Here is a 15,703-nt window from a genome sequence, read left to right on the forward strand (position 1 = left end):
TGATGATGCCAGAAAAAGTATTAGAAGTTAAAGATTTAGAAATCTCCTTTGATACTTATGCGGGAACAGTCCGTGCAATCCGCAATGTTAGTTTTGACCTTTATAAAGGAGAGACTTTGGCGATTGTAGGGGAGTCAGGTTCCGGTAAATCGGTAACCACTCGCAGTATCATGGGACTTTTAGCCAGTAACGCCAATATTGATAAGGGTGAAATTATTTTTAAAAATTCCGATATTGTCAAAAAATCGGAAAAAGAAATGCAGAAGATTCGAGGTAAGGAAATTGCGATGATTTTCCAAGATCCCATGACCTCTTTGGATCCAACCATGCCAATTGGCAAACAAGTTGCGGAGTCTTTGATTATTCACAACAAAGTGTCTAAAAAAGAGGCCTTAGCTTCCGCGTTGGAATTATTAAACTTAGTTGGTATTCCCAATGCCGAAAAACGATTGAAAAACTATCCCCACCAATTTTCCGGTGGACAACGGCAACGGATTGTAATTGCCATTGCGCTTATTTGCTACCCGGAAGTTCTGATTGCTGATGAACCAACGACCGCTTTGGATGTAACAATTCAAGCCCAAATTTTAGAGTTGATGAAAGATATTCAGAAAAAAATTAATACGTCGATCATTTTTATCACCCATGACTTAGGTGTTGTGGCAAACGTGGCTGATCGCGTGGCAGTCATGTATGGGGGCAGAATTATCGAAGTTGGAACGGCAGAAGAAATTTTTTACAACCCGCAACATCCGTATACATGGGGGCTGTTAGGTTCAATGCCGACTTTAGAAGGGGGCGAAGAACGCCTATATGCTATTCCAGGTTCGCCACCAGATTTACTGCAACCACCAAAAGGGGACGCATTTTATCCTCGTAATGAATTTGCTTTAAAAATCGATACCGAGCAAGCACCACCATATTTTGACGTCTCTAAAACCCACAAAGCGGCAACGTGGCTCTTAGCACCACAAGCCCCTAAAGTAACCCCACCGGCCGAAATTGTTCGTCGTTGGGAAATTTTCAAAGAAAAACAAGAAGCCTAAGGAGGTAGCCGCGTGAAAAAAGTTTTATTAAACGTAACTCACTTGAAACAATACTTCAATGTCGGACGTAAAGACGAAGTCAAAGCAGTGGATGATATTAGCTTTCACATTTACGAAGGCGAGACTTTTGGCTTAGTGGGAGAATCCGGTAGTGGCAAATCCACCACCGGGCGTACGATTATCCGCTTAAATACGCCAACTGATGGAGAAATTGATTTTGCTGGCCAAGATGTGATGAAAATTAAAGGCAAAGAAGGCTTAAAAACATTTCGTCGCGATGTGCAGATGATTTTTCAAGATCCGTATGCCTCTTTAAATCCTCGCATGAAAGTGCGGGACATTATCGCAGAAGGCATTGATATTAATGGTCTTGCCAAAAATGAAAAAGAACGCAATGCCCAAGTGGATGAACTGTTAGAAACAGTGGGGTTAAATCCTAGTCATGGAACGCGTTATCCTCATGAATTTTCCGGCGGACAACGGCAACGGATTGGTATTGCCCGCGCCTTAGCCGTAAAACCAAAATTTATTATTTGTGATGAACCAATTTCAGCTTTGGATGTTTCCATTCAAGCCCAAGTGGTAAATTTATTGCAAGACTTGCAAGAACAGCAAAATTTGACGTATTTATTTATCGCCCATGATTTGTCGATGGTAAAACATATCAGTGACCGCATTGGTGTTATGCACTTAGGCAAATTGCTGGAAGTGGGTACCAGTGATGCCATTTATAATCACGGCGTTCATCCATATACGGAAAGTTTGCTGTCGGCAATTCCATTACCAGATCCAGATCATGAACGTAACCGCAAGCGGATTAAATATCAGGCCCAACCTGATGATGGCAAACAGCGAGGAATGCATGAAATTGCAGAAGGACATTATATTTATTGTTCAGAAGATGAAATTGCCATGTACCAAGCAAAATTACAGCAAAAAACGACGCAAAGCCAAGTGGCACTGTAATTGGATTTTCGCGGACTGGGAAAGTTCATAAAGCTTTTCTAGCTGTCTAGCTTTATGAATCAGCCCTTCGGCTATAAGCCAAAATTTGCGAAAATGAAAAAGCCATTTTAGCAAATTTTGATCTTATGGCTCAGGGCTAAACGATTCAGGCAGCTTTTCTAGTTGTCTAGCTTTATGAACTAGTCCTCCAAGAAATAAGGCAAAATTTCCAAAAATTTTGGAAGCAATTTCCGAAAATTCCGCTCTTATTTTTTGCGGACTGAGAAAGTTCATTCAGCTTTTCTAGCTGTCTAGCTTTATGAATCAGTCCTTCGGCCATAAGCCAAAATTCGCCAAAATGAAAAAGCCATTTTAGCAAATTTTGATCTTATGGCTCAGGGCTAAACGATCCATTCAGCTTTTCTTTTTGTCTAGCTTCATGAACTAACTCTCGGCGACAATAAGTCAAAATCTTGAGAAATTTGAAGAACAATTTATCAAGATTTTTCCTTATTGCTAGCGAGTTGACCAAGTTCATTCAGCTTTTCTTTTAAAAAATTTGTTAGGTTAGGTAAGGTTAGGTGGGACAAGGGGAACGTCCCTACCAAAAGCCACCACAACTGAAGTAATGATCAGTGAGGGGAGGCAGGTACCAATTAAAATATTAAAAGCTTATAAATTTGCGCTTTATCCTGATGAAGCGCAAAAACAATTTTTTATTCAAACTTTTGGCTGTGTTCGTTTTACTTATAACACGTTATTGACACTGCGGCAGACAAACTATCAAGATAATAGCGAAACTTTTACAAATCCAGCTTCAGGGCGGTTAAAGACGCAAAAGTTAACGCCAGCTAAACTAAAAAAGGAGTATTCGTTTTTAAAAGCGACGGATAGTTTAGCTTTGGCTAATGCGCAACGTAACTTGGAAAAAGCCTTTCAAAATTATTATCGCGGCCATGCTAGTTATCCGAAACTAAAGAGCAAAAAAAGTGCGTGGCAGTCTTATACTACAAATAATCAAGGTCATACTATTTATCTTGAAAAAGATGGCTTGAAGCTTCCAAAGTTAAAAAGTAAAGTTTTGTTGCATCAACATCGTAATGTGACGGGAAAAATTCGCTCGGCCACTATCTCTGCTAAAAATCGGCAGGAATTTTATGTTTCTTTATTATGTGAAGAAGATAGTACTGCTTTGCCAAAAACAGGTAGCAAAATTGAAATTACCTATAATGGGATAACACTAATTGAGCCAAGTGTGGCAGTGCGCGGCATACCGACGCTTTGCCAAGTGCAACTTTTAGCACAGCTAAAAAAAGCGCAGCGGCGCCTTGCCATCCGAGCTAAGAGTGCACAGCGACGCAATGTAAAGTTGGAACAAGCTAAAAACTATCAAAAACAAAAATTGCGCCTCCAACAATTATATATCCGCAAAATGAAGCAAAAAGAAGACTTTACAGAACAACTGTCGATTGCTCTTGTGCGCCAATTTGATTGTATCGTGGTCACAATGCCAGCAGCAGGAGACGATGAAACAAAAAACAAGGGCAACAAAGCCCTTAAAACGCAGAAAAATAATCAAAATACCCCAGTTTTGCAAAATATTGAAGAGAAATTTACTTTAAGTGACTGGAATCGTCTCCTTTTGAAATTGAAATATAAAGCCGATTGGTATGAAAAAGAGTTAGTCTTTTGTTCAAAGCAAAAAGCCAAATAAAATTAGAAAATTTTTTTAGTTTAAGAGAATTTGATTGAAAAACTATTTCCGACAGATAAAAAAAGAAACACTAACTGTAAAGAGTTTCTTTTTTAAGAACTGGAAGGGGCTCCAGGGATCGCCTTGGGTATATAAAAAGTGCACCAGCACTTTTGTTTCTAGGAATCCGCTCACTAATTATGATAAACCATTGTCAGCTTCTTTAAAAAGAGGCTGGGGGCATAGGCTAAGTTATGTAAATGACTTGGTCTATGTTTTTTTTGATTGAAAAAAAGTTCGAACACGTCATTTCGCACCCCACAAAACAAATCCACTTAAAATTTTCTAAAAATTAAAATATATTGCATAAAAAAGATAAAAATAAGTCGTTTTGTTTTTAATTTAGGCAAGAAGAGGGTATTCTATGGATACCCAAAAAAGCAATAAAATGAAAATTATTATAAATATTGGTAGAAAGAAGTGAGTGAAAATGGGTTTAATTTGGTCATTAATCGTTGGTGGTGTCATTGGTGCGATCGCAGGTGCGATTACAAATAAAGGTGGTTCAATGGGAATTATTGCAAATGTCGTTGCCGGTCTAATTGGTTCTGCGATTGGGCAGTCTTTATTGGGTCATTGGGGTCCAACTCTAGCTGGAATGGCAATTGTACCTTCTATTATTGGTGCAGTTATTTTAGTGGCAGTCGTATCGTTCTTTTTTGGTAGAAAAGCATAGACATAGTCAGCTTATTTTATTAGTAATAGGTCGTCATTTTGGGACAAGTTATAAATTTGCTGAAATGATTCGGATTGAAAAAAACAGGAATTCAATTTACAATCGTGGTCTATCTTTTGGTTAAATAACTAGAATGTTTGCAATCAGATAGAAGTATAATCCCAGGATGATATAAATGATATAACCGACAGTAAAAGTGTAGGTGCCATTTTAATGGGTGGCAAAACCTACTAAAAATCTGTCTGTAATTAAAAAAACTGCAAGTGCAGGTAAAGTCACGAGACTTTGCCTGCACTTGCTTTTTTTATGCTAGTTTTACGACAAATGTTTCGTAAGGCAGTAAGTTCAACTGATTTAAATGGTGATACGTATGGGGATAGTTTGTGATAATCGTTTCTGTGGCGGCATAAGGCAATGAGACTGCTTGTTTGCTGTCAGAAAAATTCGCACAAATAAGCCAAGTTTCCCCTTCGTAGCTGCGAGTATAGGCAAAAATATTTTCAGCGGTATCCAGTAAGTCATAATCTCCCCAGACAATTAGCGGATATTTTTTTCGCAACTGAATTAATTTTTGGTAGGTGTAAAAAATGGATTCAGGATCATCCAGCCGGGTTTGCGCATTAATAGTTGTGTAGTTGGGATTTAAATTGTACCACGGAGTTACGTTTTCTCCTGTAAAGCCAGCATTAGGCACATTAGACCACTGCATTGGCGTACGGGCGTTGTCACGACCTTTAGTATTAATGGCTTGCCAAATTGTTGCCTCACTGCTGCCTTTAGCTTTTTCTTCTTCATAGTAATGAATACTTTCAATATCATCTAATTGGCTAATTTTATCGACGTATTGGTTGGTCATGCCCAATTCTTCACCTTGATAAATAAAAGGAGTCCCCCGCATCAAATGGAGTAAAATGGCCAACATCTTACTGCTTTTCGTGGGGTAATCAGCTACATTGCCCCAACGAGATAAAATCCGTGGTTGGTCGTGATTACTCCAAAATAAACTATTCCAAGCTTCTTTTGGTAAGTCTGTTTGCCAGCGGGATAGCACCGTTTTTAACTCGGAGACATTTAAGGACTTCAAATTCCATTTTGAAGTTTTGGCAACTTCATCTAAGGCCATATGTTGAAATTGAAAGACCATCGACAGCTCTTTTCTCTTAGGATCTGTATACAAAGGAGCAGTTAATGGCGTGACACTACCAGTTTCGCCGATGGTTACAACGTCGTGTCCTGCTAAAACTTCGCGATACATTTCTTGTAAATATGGATGTAAGGCGGGGCCGTCCCCAATAATTTTTTGATCGGGAATTTTACCAATTAATTCGATCACATCTAAGCGAAAACCACCGACGCCTTTTTGCAGCCAGAAATTCATAATTTTCCATACTTCTTTGCGCACAGCAGGATTTTCCCAATTCAAATCGGGTTGTTCTTTGGCAAATAGATGGAAATAATATTCGTTTGTTGCGGGCAAGTGTTCCCACGCACAGCCGCCAAAAAATGAATTTAAGTCATTTGGCAACCCATTTTTATCAGAACGAAAAATGTAATAATCCTTATAATGTGGATCGCCTGCTAAGGCTTTTTTAAACCAAGGATGTTCACTGGAGGTATGATTGACTACTAAGTCCATGATGATTTTTATGCCCGCTTTTTTTGCAGCGGCAATTAATTCTTCCATATCTGCCATCGTGCCAAATTCTGGCATAATAGCGCAATAATCACTCACATCATAGCCATTATCGACATTAGGAGATGCAAAAACTGGCGAGAGCCAAATGGCGTCGATCCCCAATTTTTCTAAGTAAGATAAACGCGCGGTAATTCCTTTAATATCGCCAATGCCGTCATTGTTGCTATCTTGGAAACTCCGGGGATAAATTTGATAAAAAACGCTTTGTTGCCACCATTTTGATGCCATGATAAAACTCCTTTCAAAAAAATAAACTTTTAGTGAAACGTTTTTCTTGTTTAGTGAAATATTTGCAGCTAGATTTTACCATGAAATTGCTTTCAAATGGTTGTTTTATTAAAATATTGTCATTTAATTTTTGATAAATGCTTATTTAACACTGATTTTACTCGTTATGAAAAGTTTTTTTATAAAAAATCGTAGAAAACGGTTGCAAATTAAATCGCGGCATTATATACTCTGTTCGTAGAAACGTTTCACCAAAAATGAAATACGGAGGAAGAAAGATGAAGATTTCGAAAAAGCTTTGTTTATTGGGTGTAACAGCAGCGATGACACTGGGTGTTTTAGCAGGTTGCGGGTCAGGTTCTGGCGGAGATTCTGCTAAAGATGACAAGGTCTTAAATATTTGGGGTATGGGAGAAGAAGTGAAACAATTATCCAAAATGACGGATAAATTCACAGATGAAACTGGGATCGAAGTTAAAATCCAGTCTATTCCTTGGTCAAATGCCCACGATAAATTATTAACAGCTGTTGCTTCTAAGAGTGGCCCAGACGTATTGCAAATGGGGACAACTTGGATGCCTGAATTCCAAAAAGCTGGTGCTTTAGCAGACATGAGCAAGTACATTGAAAAATACGACAATTTAAAAGCTGAAAACTTCTATCATGGTTCTGTTGAAACGACAAAATTTGACGACAAATATTACGGTATTCCGTGGGCAGCTGAAACACGCGTACTATTTTACCGTACCGATGTTTTAGAAAAAGTTGGCTATAAAGAAGCGCCAAAAACTTGGGAAGAATTAGAAGATGCTGCTAAAAAATTAGCCGCTCGTGGCGATGACAAATACGGTATCAACATCGACAGCAAAGAACAAACACTAGGCTTTATGTTTGCTCGTCAAAATGGTTCACCATTATTAGAAGATGGCAAACCTGTCTTCAATAAAAAACCTTTTGTTGACGCTGTTTCTTACTTGAATGACTTTATCCAAAAAGGTTACTCACCAAAAGAAGATTTAGGTTTGGATGTATCGCAAACTTTCTCTGGTGACGATGCAATGGTACCAATGTTTATCAGTGGTCCTTGGATGGCAAAAACTGTAAAAGATACAGTAAAAGATGTAGATGGCAAATGGGCGATTGCAACATTGCCGAAAAAAGAAAACAACATTTCTTCAATGGGTGGCTCAAACTTAACTATTTTTGAATACTCTAAGAAAAAAGATGATGCAGCGAAATTCATCGAATTTATGGCCCGTCCTGAAAATCAATTAGAGTGGATGAAATTAACTGACGCACTTCCAACTGCTTTAAAAGCTTGGGAAGATGATTCTTTGAAATCTGATCCTGTTTACAGCGTCTTTAACGAACAATTACAAAACTCTGAACCAATGCCTTTAATCCCTGAATTTGAAGAAATCGCACAAAACTACTTGAAACACTTTGAACAAATCTATCTTGGCGGCGCCAACGTTCAAAAAGAAATGGATGCTTTCAACCAAGAGTCAGAAACTACTTTAAATAAATAATCGTGGTATAAAAATTTAACAGCTAAGAAGTGTTAAATCGTGGCCACAAATTTTTTAGGAGTGGTCCAAAAGTCCTGTTTGGACTTTTAACCACTCCTTACTTTTGTCAATTCCTACAATTCACGAAATTATTTTGAAGGGGGCGCTTCCATTGCGAAAAGCCAAAACCACCAAAGCACCATATCTTTTCATTGCTCCAGCCTTGATTTTACTTTTGCTATTTTCAATTATTCCTATCTTTGTTGCATTTTTTATTAGTTTTACTGATATGAGTCTTGTTGGGCTCGCCGACTGGTCACAAATTAAATTTGTTGCGTTTAAAAACTATCAAGATATTGTTTTGGACCCTGTTTTTCTAAAGAGTATTAAAAATACGCTCTTTTATGTGGTATTTGGGGTGCCGGTTGTTATTGCCTTATCAATGGGTTTGGCGTTAATGATTAATTTTGGTAAAAATCGAATTTTTTCTGCTTTTCGGATGATTTTTTACACACCGGCGATTACAAACGTGGTTGCCGTGGCAGTAGTTTTTGCCTATTTATATAATCCAAGTTTCGGCTTTTTAAATTATTTGTTGTCACTTTTACACATTGATGCGGTGCCATGGTTAACCAATCCGGTCATGGCAAAAATTTCCTTAATTATTTTAGGGGTATGGCGTGCAGTCGGGGCCAATATGTTGATTTTCTTGGCTGCCATTCAAGGTATTCCAAAAGAATTATATGAAGCCGCTTCACTAGATGGTGCTTCAAAACGGCAGCAAACTTGGTACATTACCATTCCGTCTTTACGCTTTTCAACGTTCTTTGTTACCGTCACAACTTTAATTGGCTGGTTGCAATTCTTCGAAGAACCATTTGTTTTAACCAATGGTGGACCGCTAGATTCTACGACTTCTGTTGCGTTGTTTATCTACCGCAATGGTTTCCAATTAAGTAAATTTGGCTATGCTGCAGCGGGATCGTTCATTTTATTTGCAGCTATCATTATCGTTACATTGCTACAATTTAGAATGCAACGCAAAAATGCAGAAAATCAATTATAAGTGAGGTAATCAAAGATGACAAAAGAAATGCAAAGTAACCGTCGTGCCAAAATTGCAATCGGGATTGCCTTAGCCATTGGTGCGATTATTTGGATGATTCCTTTTGTATGGATGATCCTTTCTTCTTTTAAAACAGATGCGGAGATTATGCAATTTCCTCCGAAAATTTTACCGGAACATTTTTCTATGGATAACTTCAAAGAGTTATTCGGTGCCTTCAATTTTATCGTGTATTTGAAAAATACGTTGATCGTTGTCGCCTTCTCCTTTTTAGGCATGTTCTTTAACGCTATGGCAGGTTTTGGCTTTGCCAAATACAACTTTAAAGGCCGTGAACCTTTGTTTTACTTGGTCTTAGCAACAATGATGATTCCCGGTCAGGTAACGATGATTCCTGTTTACTTGATTATGAACTCTTTAAAATTAACCAATACTATGGCAGGGATTATTTTGCCCGGCTTAGTAGGGGCATATGGGATCTTTTTATTCCGCCAATTTGCTTCCGCTATTTCCAATGAACTTTTAGAAGCTGCTCGCTTGGATGGCGCAAGTGAATGGTATATCTTCACCCGCATCGTTTTACCTATTTCCAAACCGGTGTTGGCCGTACAAGGGATTGCGACATTTATCGGTGGTTGGAATTCATTCTTATGGCCGTTGATTATGGCAAACGACGAAAAATATTACACCTTATCTGTTGGCTTGCAGTTGTTAAAAGGACAATATGCGAATAATTACTCCCTACAGATGGCAGGTTCAACCTTTATGGTCGTGCCAATTTTAATCATCTTCATGTTCTTACAAAAATATATCTTGGAAGGCTATAACGTTTCAGGAAATAAATAAAAAAAACGCACCAGCTAAAGGAGGATGCAGCAATGGAACAGGCAAAATTAACTGCATTGGTACAAGAAATGACATTGGCTGAAAAAGTCGATCAGCTTTTACAATTGGCTGCCGATTTTTATTCACAGGCCGCAGAAGAAAAAACTGGTCCCATGACAGAAATGGGCTTAAAAGATGAAAATATTCAAAATGCCGGTACTATTTTAGGTTTAGCCGGAGCCAGTGAAGCCAAGCGAATTCAAAAAGAGTATATGGAAAAAAATCGCTTGGGTATTCCTACACTATTAATGGCCGATATTATTCATGGCTTTCGCACAATTTTTCCGATTCCATTGGCTCTTGGCAGCAGTTGGGATTTAGCAGCCGCAGAAGAAATGGCGCAAATTTCTGCCAAAGAAGCAGCAGTTTCTGGCTTACACGTTACCTTTTCACCAATGGTCGATTTGGTAAGAGATCCACGTTGGGGCCGGGTGATGGAATCTACAGGAGAAGATCCATATTTAAATGCCCGCTTTGCTGAAAGCTTTGTTAAAGGTTATCAAGGGGATGACTTAAAAAATGACTTCACGCGCGTTGCCGCTTGTGTAAAACACTTTGCAGCTTATGGGGCAGCTTTAGCTGGTCGGGATTACAATACTGTCAATATGTCAGAAAGACAGTTGCGGGAAAGTTATTTACCAGGGTATAAAGCTGCTTTAGATGCCGGTGCTAAATTAGTTATGACCTCCTTTAATACCGTTGACGGCATTCCTGCTACGGGGAACAAGTGGTTATTCCGGGATGTTTTACGTCAAGAATACGATTTTGACGGCGTCGTGATTTCAGACTGGGGCGCAGTAAAGGAATTGATTTTTCACGGTGTTGCCGCTGATGAAAAACAAGCGGCGCAATTAGCCATTGAAGCTGGCGTTGATATTGAAATGATGACGACTTGTTACACCCATTATTTAGCGGAATTAATTGAAGAAGGCAGTGTGGATGAAGCGTTATTAGATGAAGCTGTCTTACGCATTTTAGAATTGAAAAACGATTTGGGGTTATTTGAAAATCCCTATCGTGGTGCCAGTGTTGAAGATGAAAAGGTGATTTTATCACCCGAGCATCGCCAAGCAGCTCGTGAAATCGCGCAAAAATCAATCGTCTTATTAAAAAATAAAGCAGATATTCTACCTTTAAATTCAGAAGAAACAGTTGCAATTATTGGCCCCGCGGCTGCAAGTCACGATGTTTTAGGGGCTTGGTCTTGGCAAGGAAAAATGGAAGAAGCCGTTTCACTTTTAGAAGGGGCCCAAGCGTATAGCTCACATTTATTAGTCGGCAAAGAAGAGTTTGATTACTTTGCCCCAAGTCAAAAAGCTGTGGCAGAAGCCGTTTCATTGGCGCAAAAAGCCGATAAAGTTGTGTTGGCTTTAGGCGAAGCAGAATGGATGAGCGGCGAAGCGGCAAGTCGTAGCGATATTACTTTGCCAAAAGCGCAAATTGCCTTGTTTGAAGCTGTTAAAGCAGTCAATCCCAATATTATTGTGACCTTATACAATGGTCGTCCTTTGGATTTAAATGGCATCGATGAAGCCAAGGCCATTGTGGAAGCATGGTTTGCAGGTACAGAAGCTGGAAATGCCTTAGCCGATATTTTATGGGGGGCCTTTAATCCAACGGCGCGCTTGTCCATGTCATTTCCTGAAAGCGTTGGCCAAGTACCGATTTTTTACAATTGTGATAGCACAGGCCGCCCTTATGAGAGTGCACCGAATGAAAAATATGTTTCAAAATATTTGGATGTCTCCAATTATGCGAAATATCCTTTTGGCTTTGGCTTAAGTTATAGCCAATTTTCTTATCAAGACGTCGTGATTGACCAGACAGAATTAACGCCAGAAAACCAAATTCTGCTCACAGTGACAATCACAAATGAAAGTGAGCAAACAGGCAAAGAAACAGTGCAGTTGTACATTCAAGATTTAGTGGGACAAGTTGTACGTCCGATAAAAGAATTAAAGGCCTTCCAGCAAGTTGTTTTAGCCGGTAAAGAAAGCCGCAAAGTTTCTTTTGCCATTACAGAAGAGATGTTGCGCTATGTCCATCAAGATCAAAGAACGATTAGTGATGCAGGTGCCTTTTTGGCAATGGTGGGACCAAACAGCCGTGATTTAACTGCGGTAACATTTAATTTAGTGAAGTAGGGAGCCAAAACAATGAAGCAAATCATTTTGAACGCCGGAGATGTCCAAGCGGCATTTTTACCCACAGGGGATTTATACGAGTTGTGCAGCAATGAAATTATGATTAATCAATTAGATGGTAACGCCTTAGATGGTAGCGTCAATCAAATTTATTTACGTATTTTTGATGAAAAAATCACAGCGGTAACTTTAATTGGTTCAAATACTAACAGTACTTTTTCACAAAATGAAAATGGCGTAACGTGGCAAGGTAGCGTTGAAGAAATTAGGTACCAAGTGGACTTTACCTTAAGCAAAAAAAATATCTGGTTTTGGACGGTCACATTAAAAGGTGAAGGACAAGTTGTGGATGTCATCTTTGGGCAGGATTTAGGCAATGCCGCCAAAGGTGCTGTGCAATCAAACGAAGCATACATGTCCCAATATGTTGACCACAAAGTAACACAGCAAGAAAACGGCTATATTATTACTTCACGTCAAAACCAACCACAAGGTGGAGAATTTCCAGTAGTGGAACATGGAAGCTTAACGAAAAACCGCGGCTTTTTAACCGATGGCTATCAATTCTTTGGAACAAACTATAAAACTACAGCGACACCGCAAGCTTTAGCGATTGATCAATTTGAAAATGAAGTTTATCAATACGAGTTTGCTTATCCCGTATTACAATCTGAAAAAATGACTTTACAAGGTGAAGCAGAAGTAGTTTTTTACGGCGGCTTTAAAAATAATCATCCTAAAGAAATAACAGAAGCTCTTTTTACCAAAGAGCAAGTTGCTGCAGCCTACCAGAAACCAGTAGTTTTACAAAATGAACAAGGAAATACGCGTCAGAAAAAAATCGGTGCGCCTTTAACGGGGAAAAAATTAACTGCCGCTGAAATTGATGCCTTATTCCCAGAAAAAAACCAAGTCGAAGTAGTTGATGGCAGCGTATTGTCTTTCTTTACACCAAATTATCATCACGTGGTTTTACAAGAAAAAGAAGAACAGATGGAACGGGCAACCGGCCACATTTTACTAAGTGGGACGGACTTAACTGTCGATAAACCGCTTCTAGCAACGACAGCTTATATGTACGGAATTTTCAACTCCCAAGTGGTTTTAGGCAACACTTCCATGAATAAATTAATGAGTAACAGCCGTAACAGCTTAAATGTTTTAAAACATTCTGGCCAACGCCTGTATGTAAAAGAAGGCGAGAACTGGCGTGTTCTAACCATGCCTTCTGCTTTTGAAATGGGCTTAAATTCGGCAACTTGGTATTACCAATTAGACGATGATTTACTGACAATTACGACCTATACGATTGCAAATGGCCGCGAAATTCGTCTGAATTGCCACAGTGCCACTGGCAAAAATTATACCTTTGCTTTAACGAGTCATCTTTTGATGGGGGCACAAGAAACACCAACGTATCAAATGACACAAACGGGCAATCAAATAACGATTAAACCGGCAGCAAGCTCACCTATAAACAGTGAATACCCTGATTTGACCTATTATATGACCATGGATACAGCATTTAGCGTGACAGATGAAAGTCTCTTTGGAGTAGAATCTTCTGACTTGCAAGTTGTAGTTTTAGAAGATGTTTCAGGTTTTGAAAGTATTATCCAAGGCACATTAACAGGGGCAGATTTTGTTGAAACCAAAACGGATTTGATTGCAGAAGATGCAGCCTATGTAACTTTTGTTGACAGCTTATTACACAATTTCAAATTGGAGCACGAAACGGCAGACGTTAGCAGTATGAATTATTTGAGCCGCTGGTATGTTCACAATATGCTCGTTCACTACTTATCCCCACATGGTTTAGAACAATATGGCGGGGCTGCCTGGGGGACGCGGGATGTTTCCCAAGGTCCAACTGAATTTTTCTTTGCAATTAACCGACCAGAAGTTGTAAAAGATATTATTAAAAAGGTGTATGTCAACCAGTTTGACGATGACGGCAACTGGCCGCAATGGTTCATGTTTGATCGTTATGAAACGCAAAAAGCTGATGAAAGCCATGGGGATGTAATCGTTTGGCCAATGAAAATTATTGCAGATTATTTAGCTAAAACAGCTGATTACAGTATTTTGCAAGAAAAATTGCCTTATACAAAACGCAGTGATTTCCATAAAACGACTGAAAGCTACACGTTATTTGACCACTTGAAAAAAGAAGTTCAATATATCGAAGATAATTTCTTAGCGGGAACGTATTTATCTTGCTATGGCGATGGCGATTGGGACGATACTTTGCAACCCTATGACAGCCGTTTGAAAAAACATATGGCCTCTAGTTGGACTGTCGCTTTAACATACCAAGTTATGAATAAGTTAAGTCACGTTTTAGCGACAGAAGATGCCGCCTACAGCCAACATTTAGAAAAACTTGTAGCGGGTATTAAAACAGACTTTACAAAATATATTTTAGGCACCGATGTTATTCCTGGCTTTGTTTATATGGAAGAAGATGGCACGCCTGAATTAATGATTCATCCAACTGACAAAAAGACCGGAATTCAATACCGTCTATTGCCAATGACTCGCAGTATGATTGCAGAATTACTAACACCTAAACAAGCACAAGCTCATTTGGCTGTGATCAAAGAAAACTTGCAATTTCCAGATGGCGTACGCTTGATGAATCGTCCTGCTCATTATGCCGGCGGTGTGAGCACTAACTTTAAGCGGGCCGAACAAGCCGCTAACTTTGGGCGGGAAATTGGTTTGCAATACGTTCACGCCCACATTCGTTTTACCGAGGCAATGGCAAAATTAGGCAAAACAGAGGAAACTTGGCGGGCATTACAAACCATTAACCCAATTAATTTAAAAGAGCGGGTAAAAAATGCTAAATTACGCCAAGCCAATGTGTATTTCAGTAGTTCTGATGGCGATTTCAAAACAAGATATGAAGCACAGGAAAACTTTGGTAAACTAAGAGATGGAAGCGTTGACGTCAAAGGCGGCTGGCGGATTTATTCTAGCGGCCCGGGAATTTACTTAAATCAACTGTTAACGAATGTTTTAGGCCTAAGAGAAGACAGTAAAACAATCGTCTTAGATCCCGTTTTACCGGCAGAACTTGACGGACTTAAAGTAAATTATGCTCTAGCTGATGCACCAGTAGCGATCACTTTTTATACTGCAGCAGATAAAAAGCGCAAAGTCGTAATCAATGGTAAAGTGGTGGAAACAAAAATAGAAGCGAACCCATATCGTACCGGTGGCTTTGTCATAGACAAAAAAGACTTCAAAGAATATTTGAAAGACGGCAATCAAATTGCTGTTTATTGCTAGCCTTGAAGGTATAAGTATTTGAAAAAACGTAGCAGAAGGAAATTCAATTGTGAAACGACAATTGAATTCTTTCTGCGAGTTTTAGAAAAAGCAGTTTTTAAGGCTAAACGTGACACATGTTTGGACTTGTTTTTTAGAAAAGAATAGATCTGCTTAAAATGAAATAGGATGTCAGTTTCACAAAGCGATTTTCGCTGATGTGAAATGATATACGAAGAGAAAATAAAACTCATTTTTTTCAAAAAAATGAATACATTAAAATGAAATAGGATGTCAGTTTCTCACAGCGGTTTTCGCTGATGTGAAATGATATACGAAGAGAAAATAGGACTCATTTTTTTCAAAAAAATGAATACATTAAAATGAAATAGGATGTCAGTTTCTCACAGCGATTTTTGCTGATGTGAAATGATATACGAAGAGAAAATAGAACTCATTTTTTTCAAAAAAATGAATACATTA

The 15,703-nt window shown here is 38.8% G+C and carries 10 protein-coding genes; 9 read left to right on the forward strand and 1 reads right to left on the reverse strand.

Going from position 1 to position 15,703, the window contains the following annotated elements; translation table 11 throughout:
- Positions 1–2 precede the first annotated feature (2 nt).
- The 4 genes from JZO76_RS04480 (at position 3) to JZO76_RS04495 (ending at position 4,420) form a co-directional block, all read left to right on the forward strand.
- Positions 3–1,046: an ABC transporter ATP-binding protein gene (locus JZO76_RS04480; RefSeq protein ID WP_206903067.1), complete on the forward strand. Its 1,044-nt coding sequence runs from the start codon at positions 3–5 to the stop codon at positions 1,044–1,046.
- Positions 1,047–1,058: 12 nt separating this feature from the next.
- Complete coding sequence (locus JZO76_RS04485; RefSeq protein ID WP_206902979.1) at positions 1,059–2,012, forward strand: ATP-binding cassette domain-containing protein; 954 nt, start codon at positions 1,059–1,061, stop codon at positions 2,010–2,012.
- 607 nt (positions 2,013–2,619) lie between these two features.
- A complete protein-coding gene (locus tag JZO76_RS04490; protein ID WP_206902980.1) occupies positions 2,620–3,705 on the forward strand; it encodes an RNA-guided endonuclease InsQ/TnpB family protein in 1,086 nt (361 codons plus the stop codon).
- Between the two features lie 469 nt (positions 3,706–4,174).
- Positions 4,175–4,420: a GlsB/YeaQ/YmgE family stress response membrane protein gene (locus tag JZO76_RS04495; protein ID WP_206902981.1), complete on the forward strand. Its 246-nt coding sequence runs from the start codon at positions 4,175–4,177 to the stop codon at positions 4,418–4,420.
- A gap of 304 nt (positions 4,421–4,724) precedes the next feature.
- Here JZO76_RS04495 and JZO76_RS04500 read toward each other — a convergent pair whose 3' ends face one another.
- Positions 4,725–6,344 carry a glycoside hydrolase family 13 protein gene (locus JZO76_RS04500; protein ID WP_206902982.1) on the reverse strand — a complete coding sequence of 540 codons (1,620 nt, stop codon included), beginning with the start codon at positions 6,342–6,344 and terminating at the stop codon, positions 4,725–4,727.
- Between the two features lie 278 nt (positions 6,345–6,622).
- Between JZO76_RS04500 and JZO76_RS04505 the strand changes: the two genes are divergently transcribed.
- The 5 genes from JZO76_RS04505 to JZO76_RS04525 all read left to right on the forward strand — a co-directional run bounded on the left by JZO76_RS04505 (position 6,623) and on the right by JZO76_RS04525 (position 15,241).
- Positions 6,623–7,873, forward strand: coding sequence for a sugar ABC transporter substrate-binding protein (locus tag JZO76_RS04505; RefSeq protein WP_206902983.1), 1,251 nt, complete (start codon positions 6,623–6,625; stop codon positions 7,871–7,873).
- Positions 7,874–8,024: 151 nt separating this feature from the next.
- The gene (locus JZO76_RS04510) at positions 8,025–8,918 is read left to right on the forward strand and encodes a carbohydrate ABC transporter permease (protein ID WP_206902984.1); all 894 of its coding nucleotides are present in this window, start codon (positions 8,025–8,027) and stop codon (positions 8,916–8,918) included.
- Positions 8,919–8,933: 15 nt separating this feature from the next.
- Positions 8,934–9,764: a carbohydrate ABC transporter permease gene (locus JZO76_RS04515; RefSeq protein WP_173101934.1), complete on the forward strand. Its 831-nt coding sequence runs from the start codon at positions 8,934–8,936 to the stop codon at positions 9,762–9,764.
- A gap of 32 nt (positions 9,765–9,796) precedes the next feature.
- Complete coding sequence (gene bglX / locus JZO76_RS04520; RefSeq protein WP_206902985.1) at positions 9,797–11,947, forward strand: beta-glucosidase BglX; 2,151 nt, start codon at positions 9,797–9,799, stop codon at positions 11,945–11,947.
- A 12-nt stretch (positions 11,948–11,959) separates the two neighbouring features.
- The gene (locus tag JZO76_RS04525; protein ID WP_206902986.1) at positions 11,960–15,241 is read left to right on the forward strand and encodes a GH36-type glycosyl hydrolase domain-containing protein; all 3,282 of its coding nucleotides are present in this window, start codon (positions 11,960–11,962) and stop codon (positions 15,239–15,241) included.
- Positions 15,242–15,703: the final 462 nt, after the last annotated feature.

It is taken from the genome of Candidatus Enterococcus myersii (genome assembly GCF_017316025.1).
Taxonomy (GTDB): Bacteria; Bacillota; Bacilli; order Lactobacillales; family Enterococcaceae; genus Enterococcus_C; species Enterococcus_C montenegrensis.

Coding starts and splice junctions, on each gene's coding strand:
- JZO76_RS04480 (WP_206903067.1), top strand. CDS start 3: ATGATGCCAGAAAAAGTATTAGAAGTTAAAGATTTAGAAATCTCCTTT.
- JZO76_RS04490 (WP_206902980.1), top strand. CDS start 2,620: ATGATCAGTGAGGGGAGGCAGGTACCAATTAAAATATTAAAAGCTTAT.
- JZO76_RS04495 (WP_206902981.1), top strand. CDS start 4,175: ATGGGTTTAATTTGGTCATTAATCGTTGGTGGTGTCATTGGTGCGATC.
- JZO76_RS04500 (WP_206902982.1), bottom strand. CDS start 6,344: ATGGCATCAAAATGGTGGCAACAAAGCGTTTTTTATCAAATTTATCCC.
- JZO76_RS04505 (WP_206902983.1), top strand. CDS start 6,623: ATGAAGATTTCGAAAAAGCTTTGTTTATTGGGTGTAACAGCAGCGATG.
- JZO76_RS04515 (WP_173101934.1), top strand. CDS start 8,934: ATGACAAAAGAAATGCAAAGTAACCGTCGTGCCAAAATTGCAATCGGG.
- bglX (WP_206902985.1), top strand. CDS start 9,797: ATGGAACAGGCAAAATTAACTGCATTGGTACAAGAAATGACATTGGCT.
- JZO76_RS04525 (WP_206902986.1), top strand. CDS start 11,960: ATGAAGCAAATCATTTTGAACGCCGGAGATGTCCAAGCGGCATTTTTA.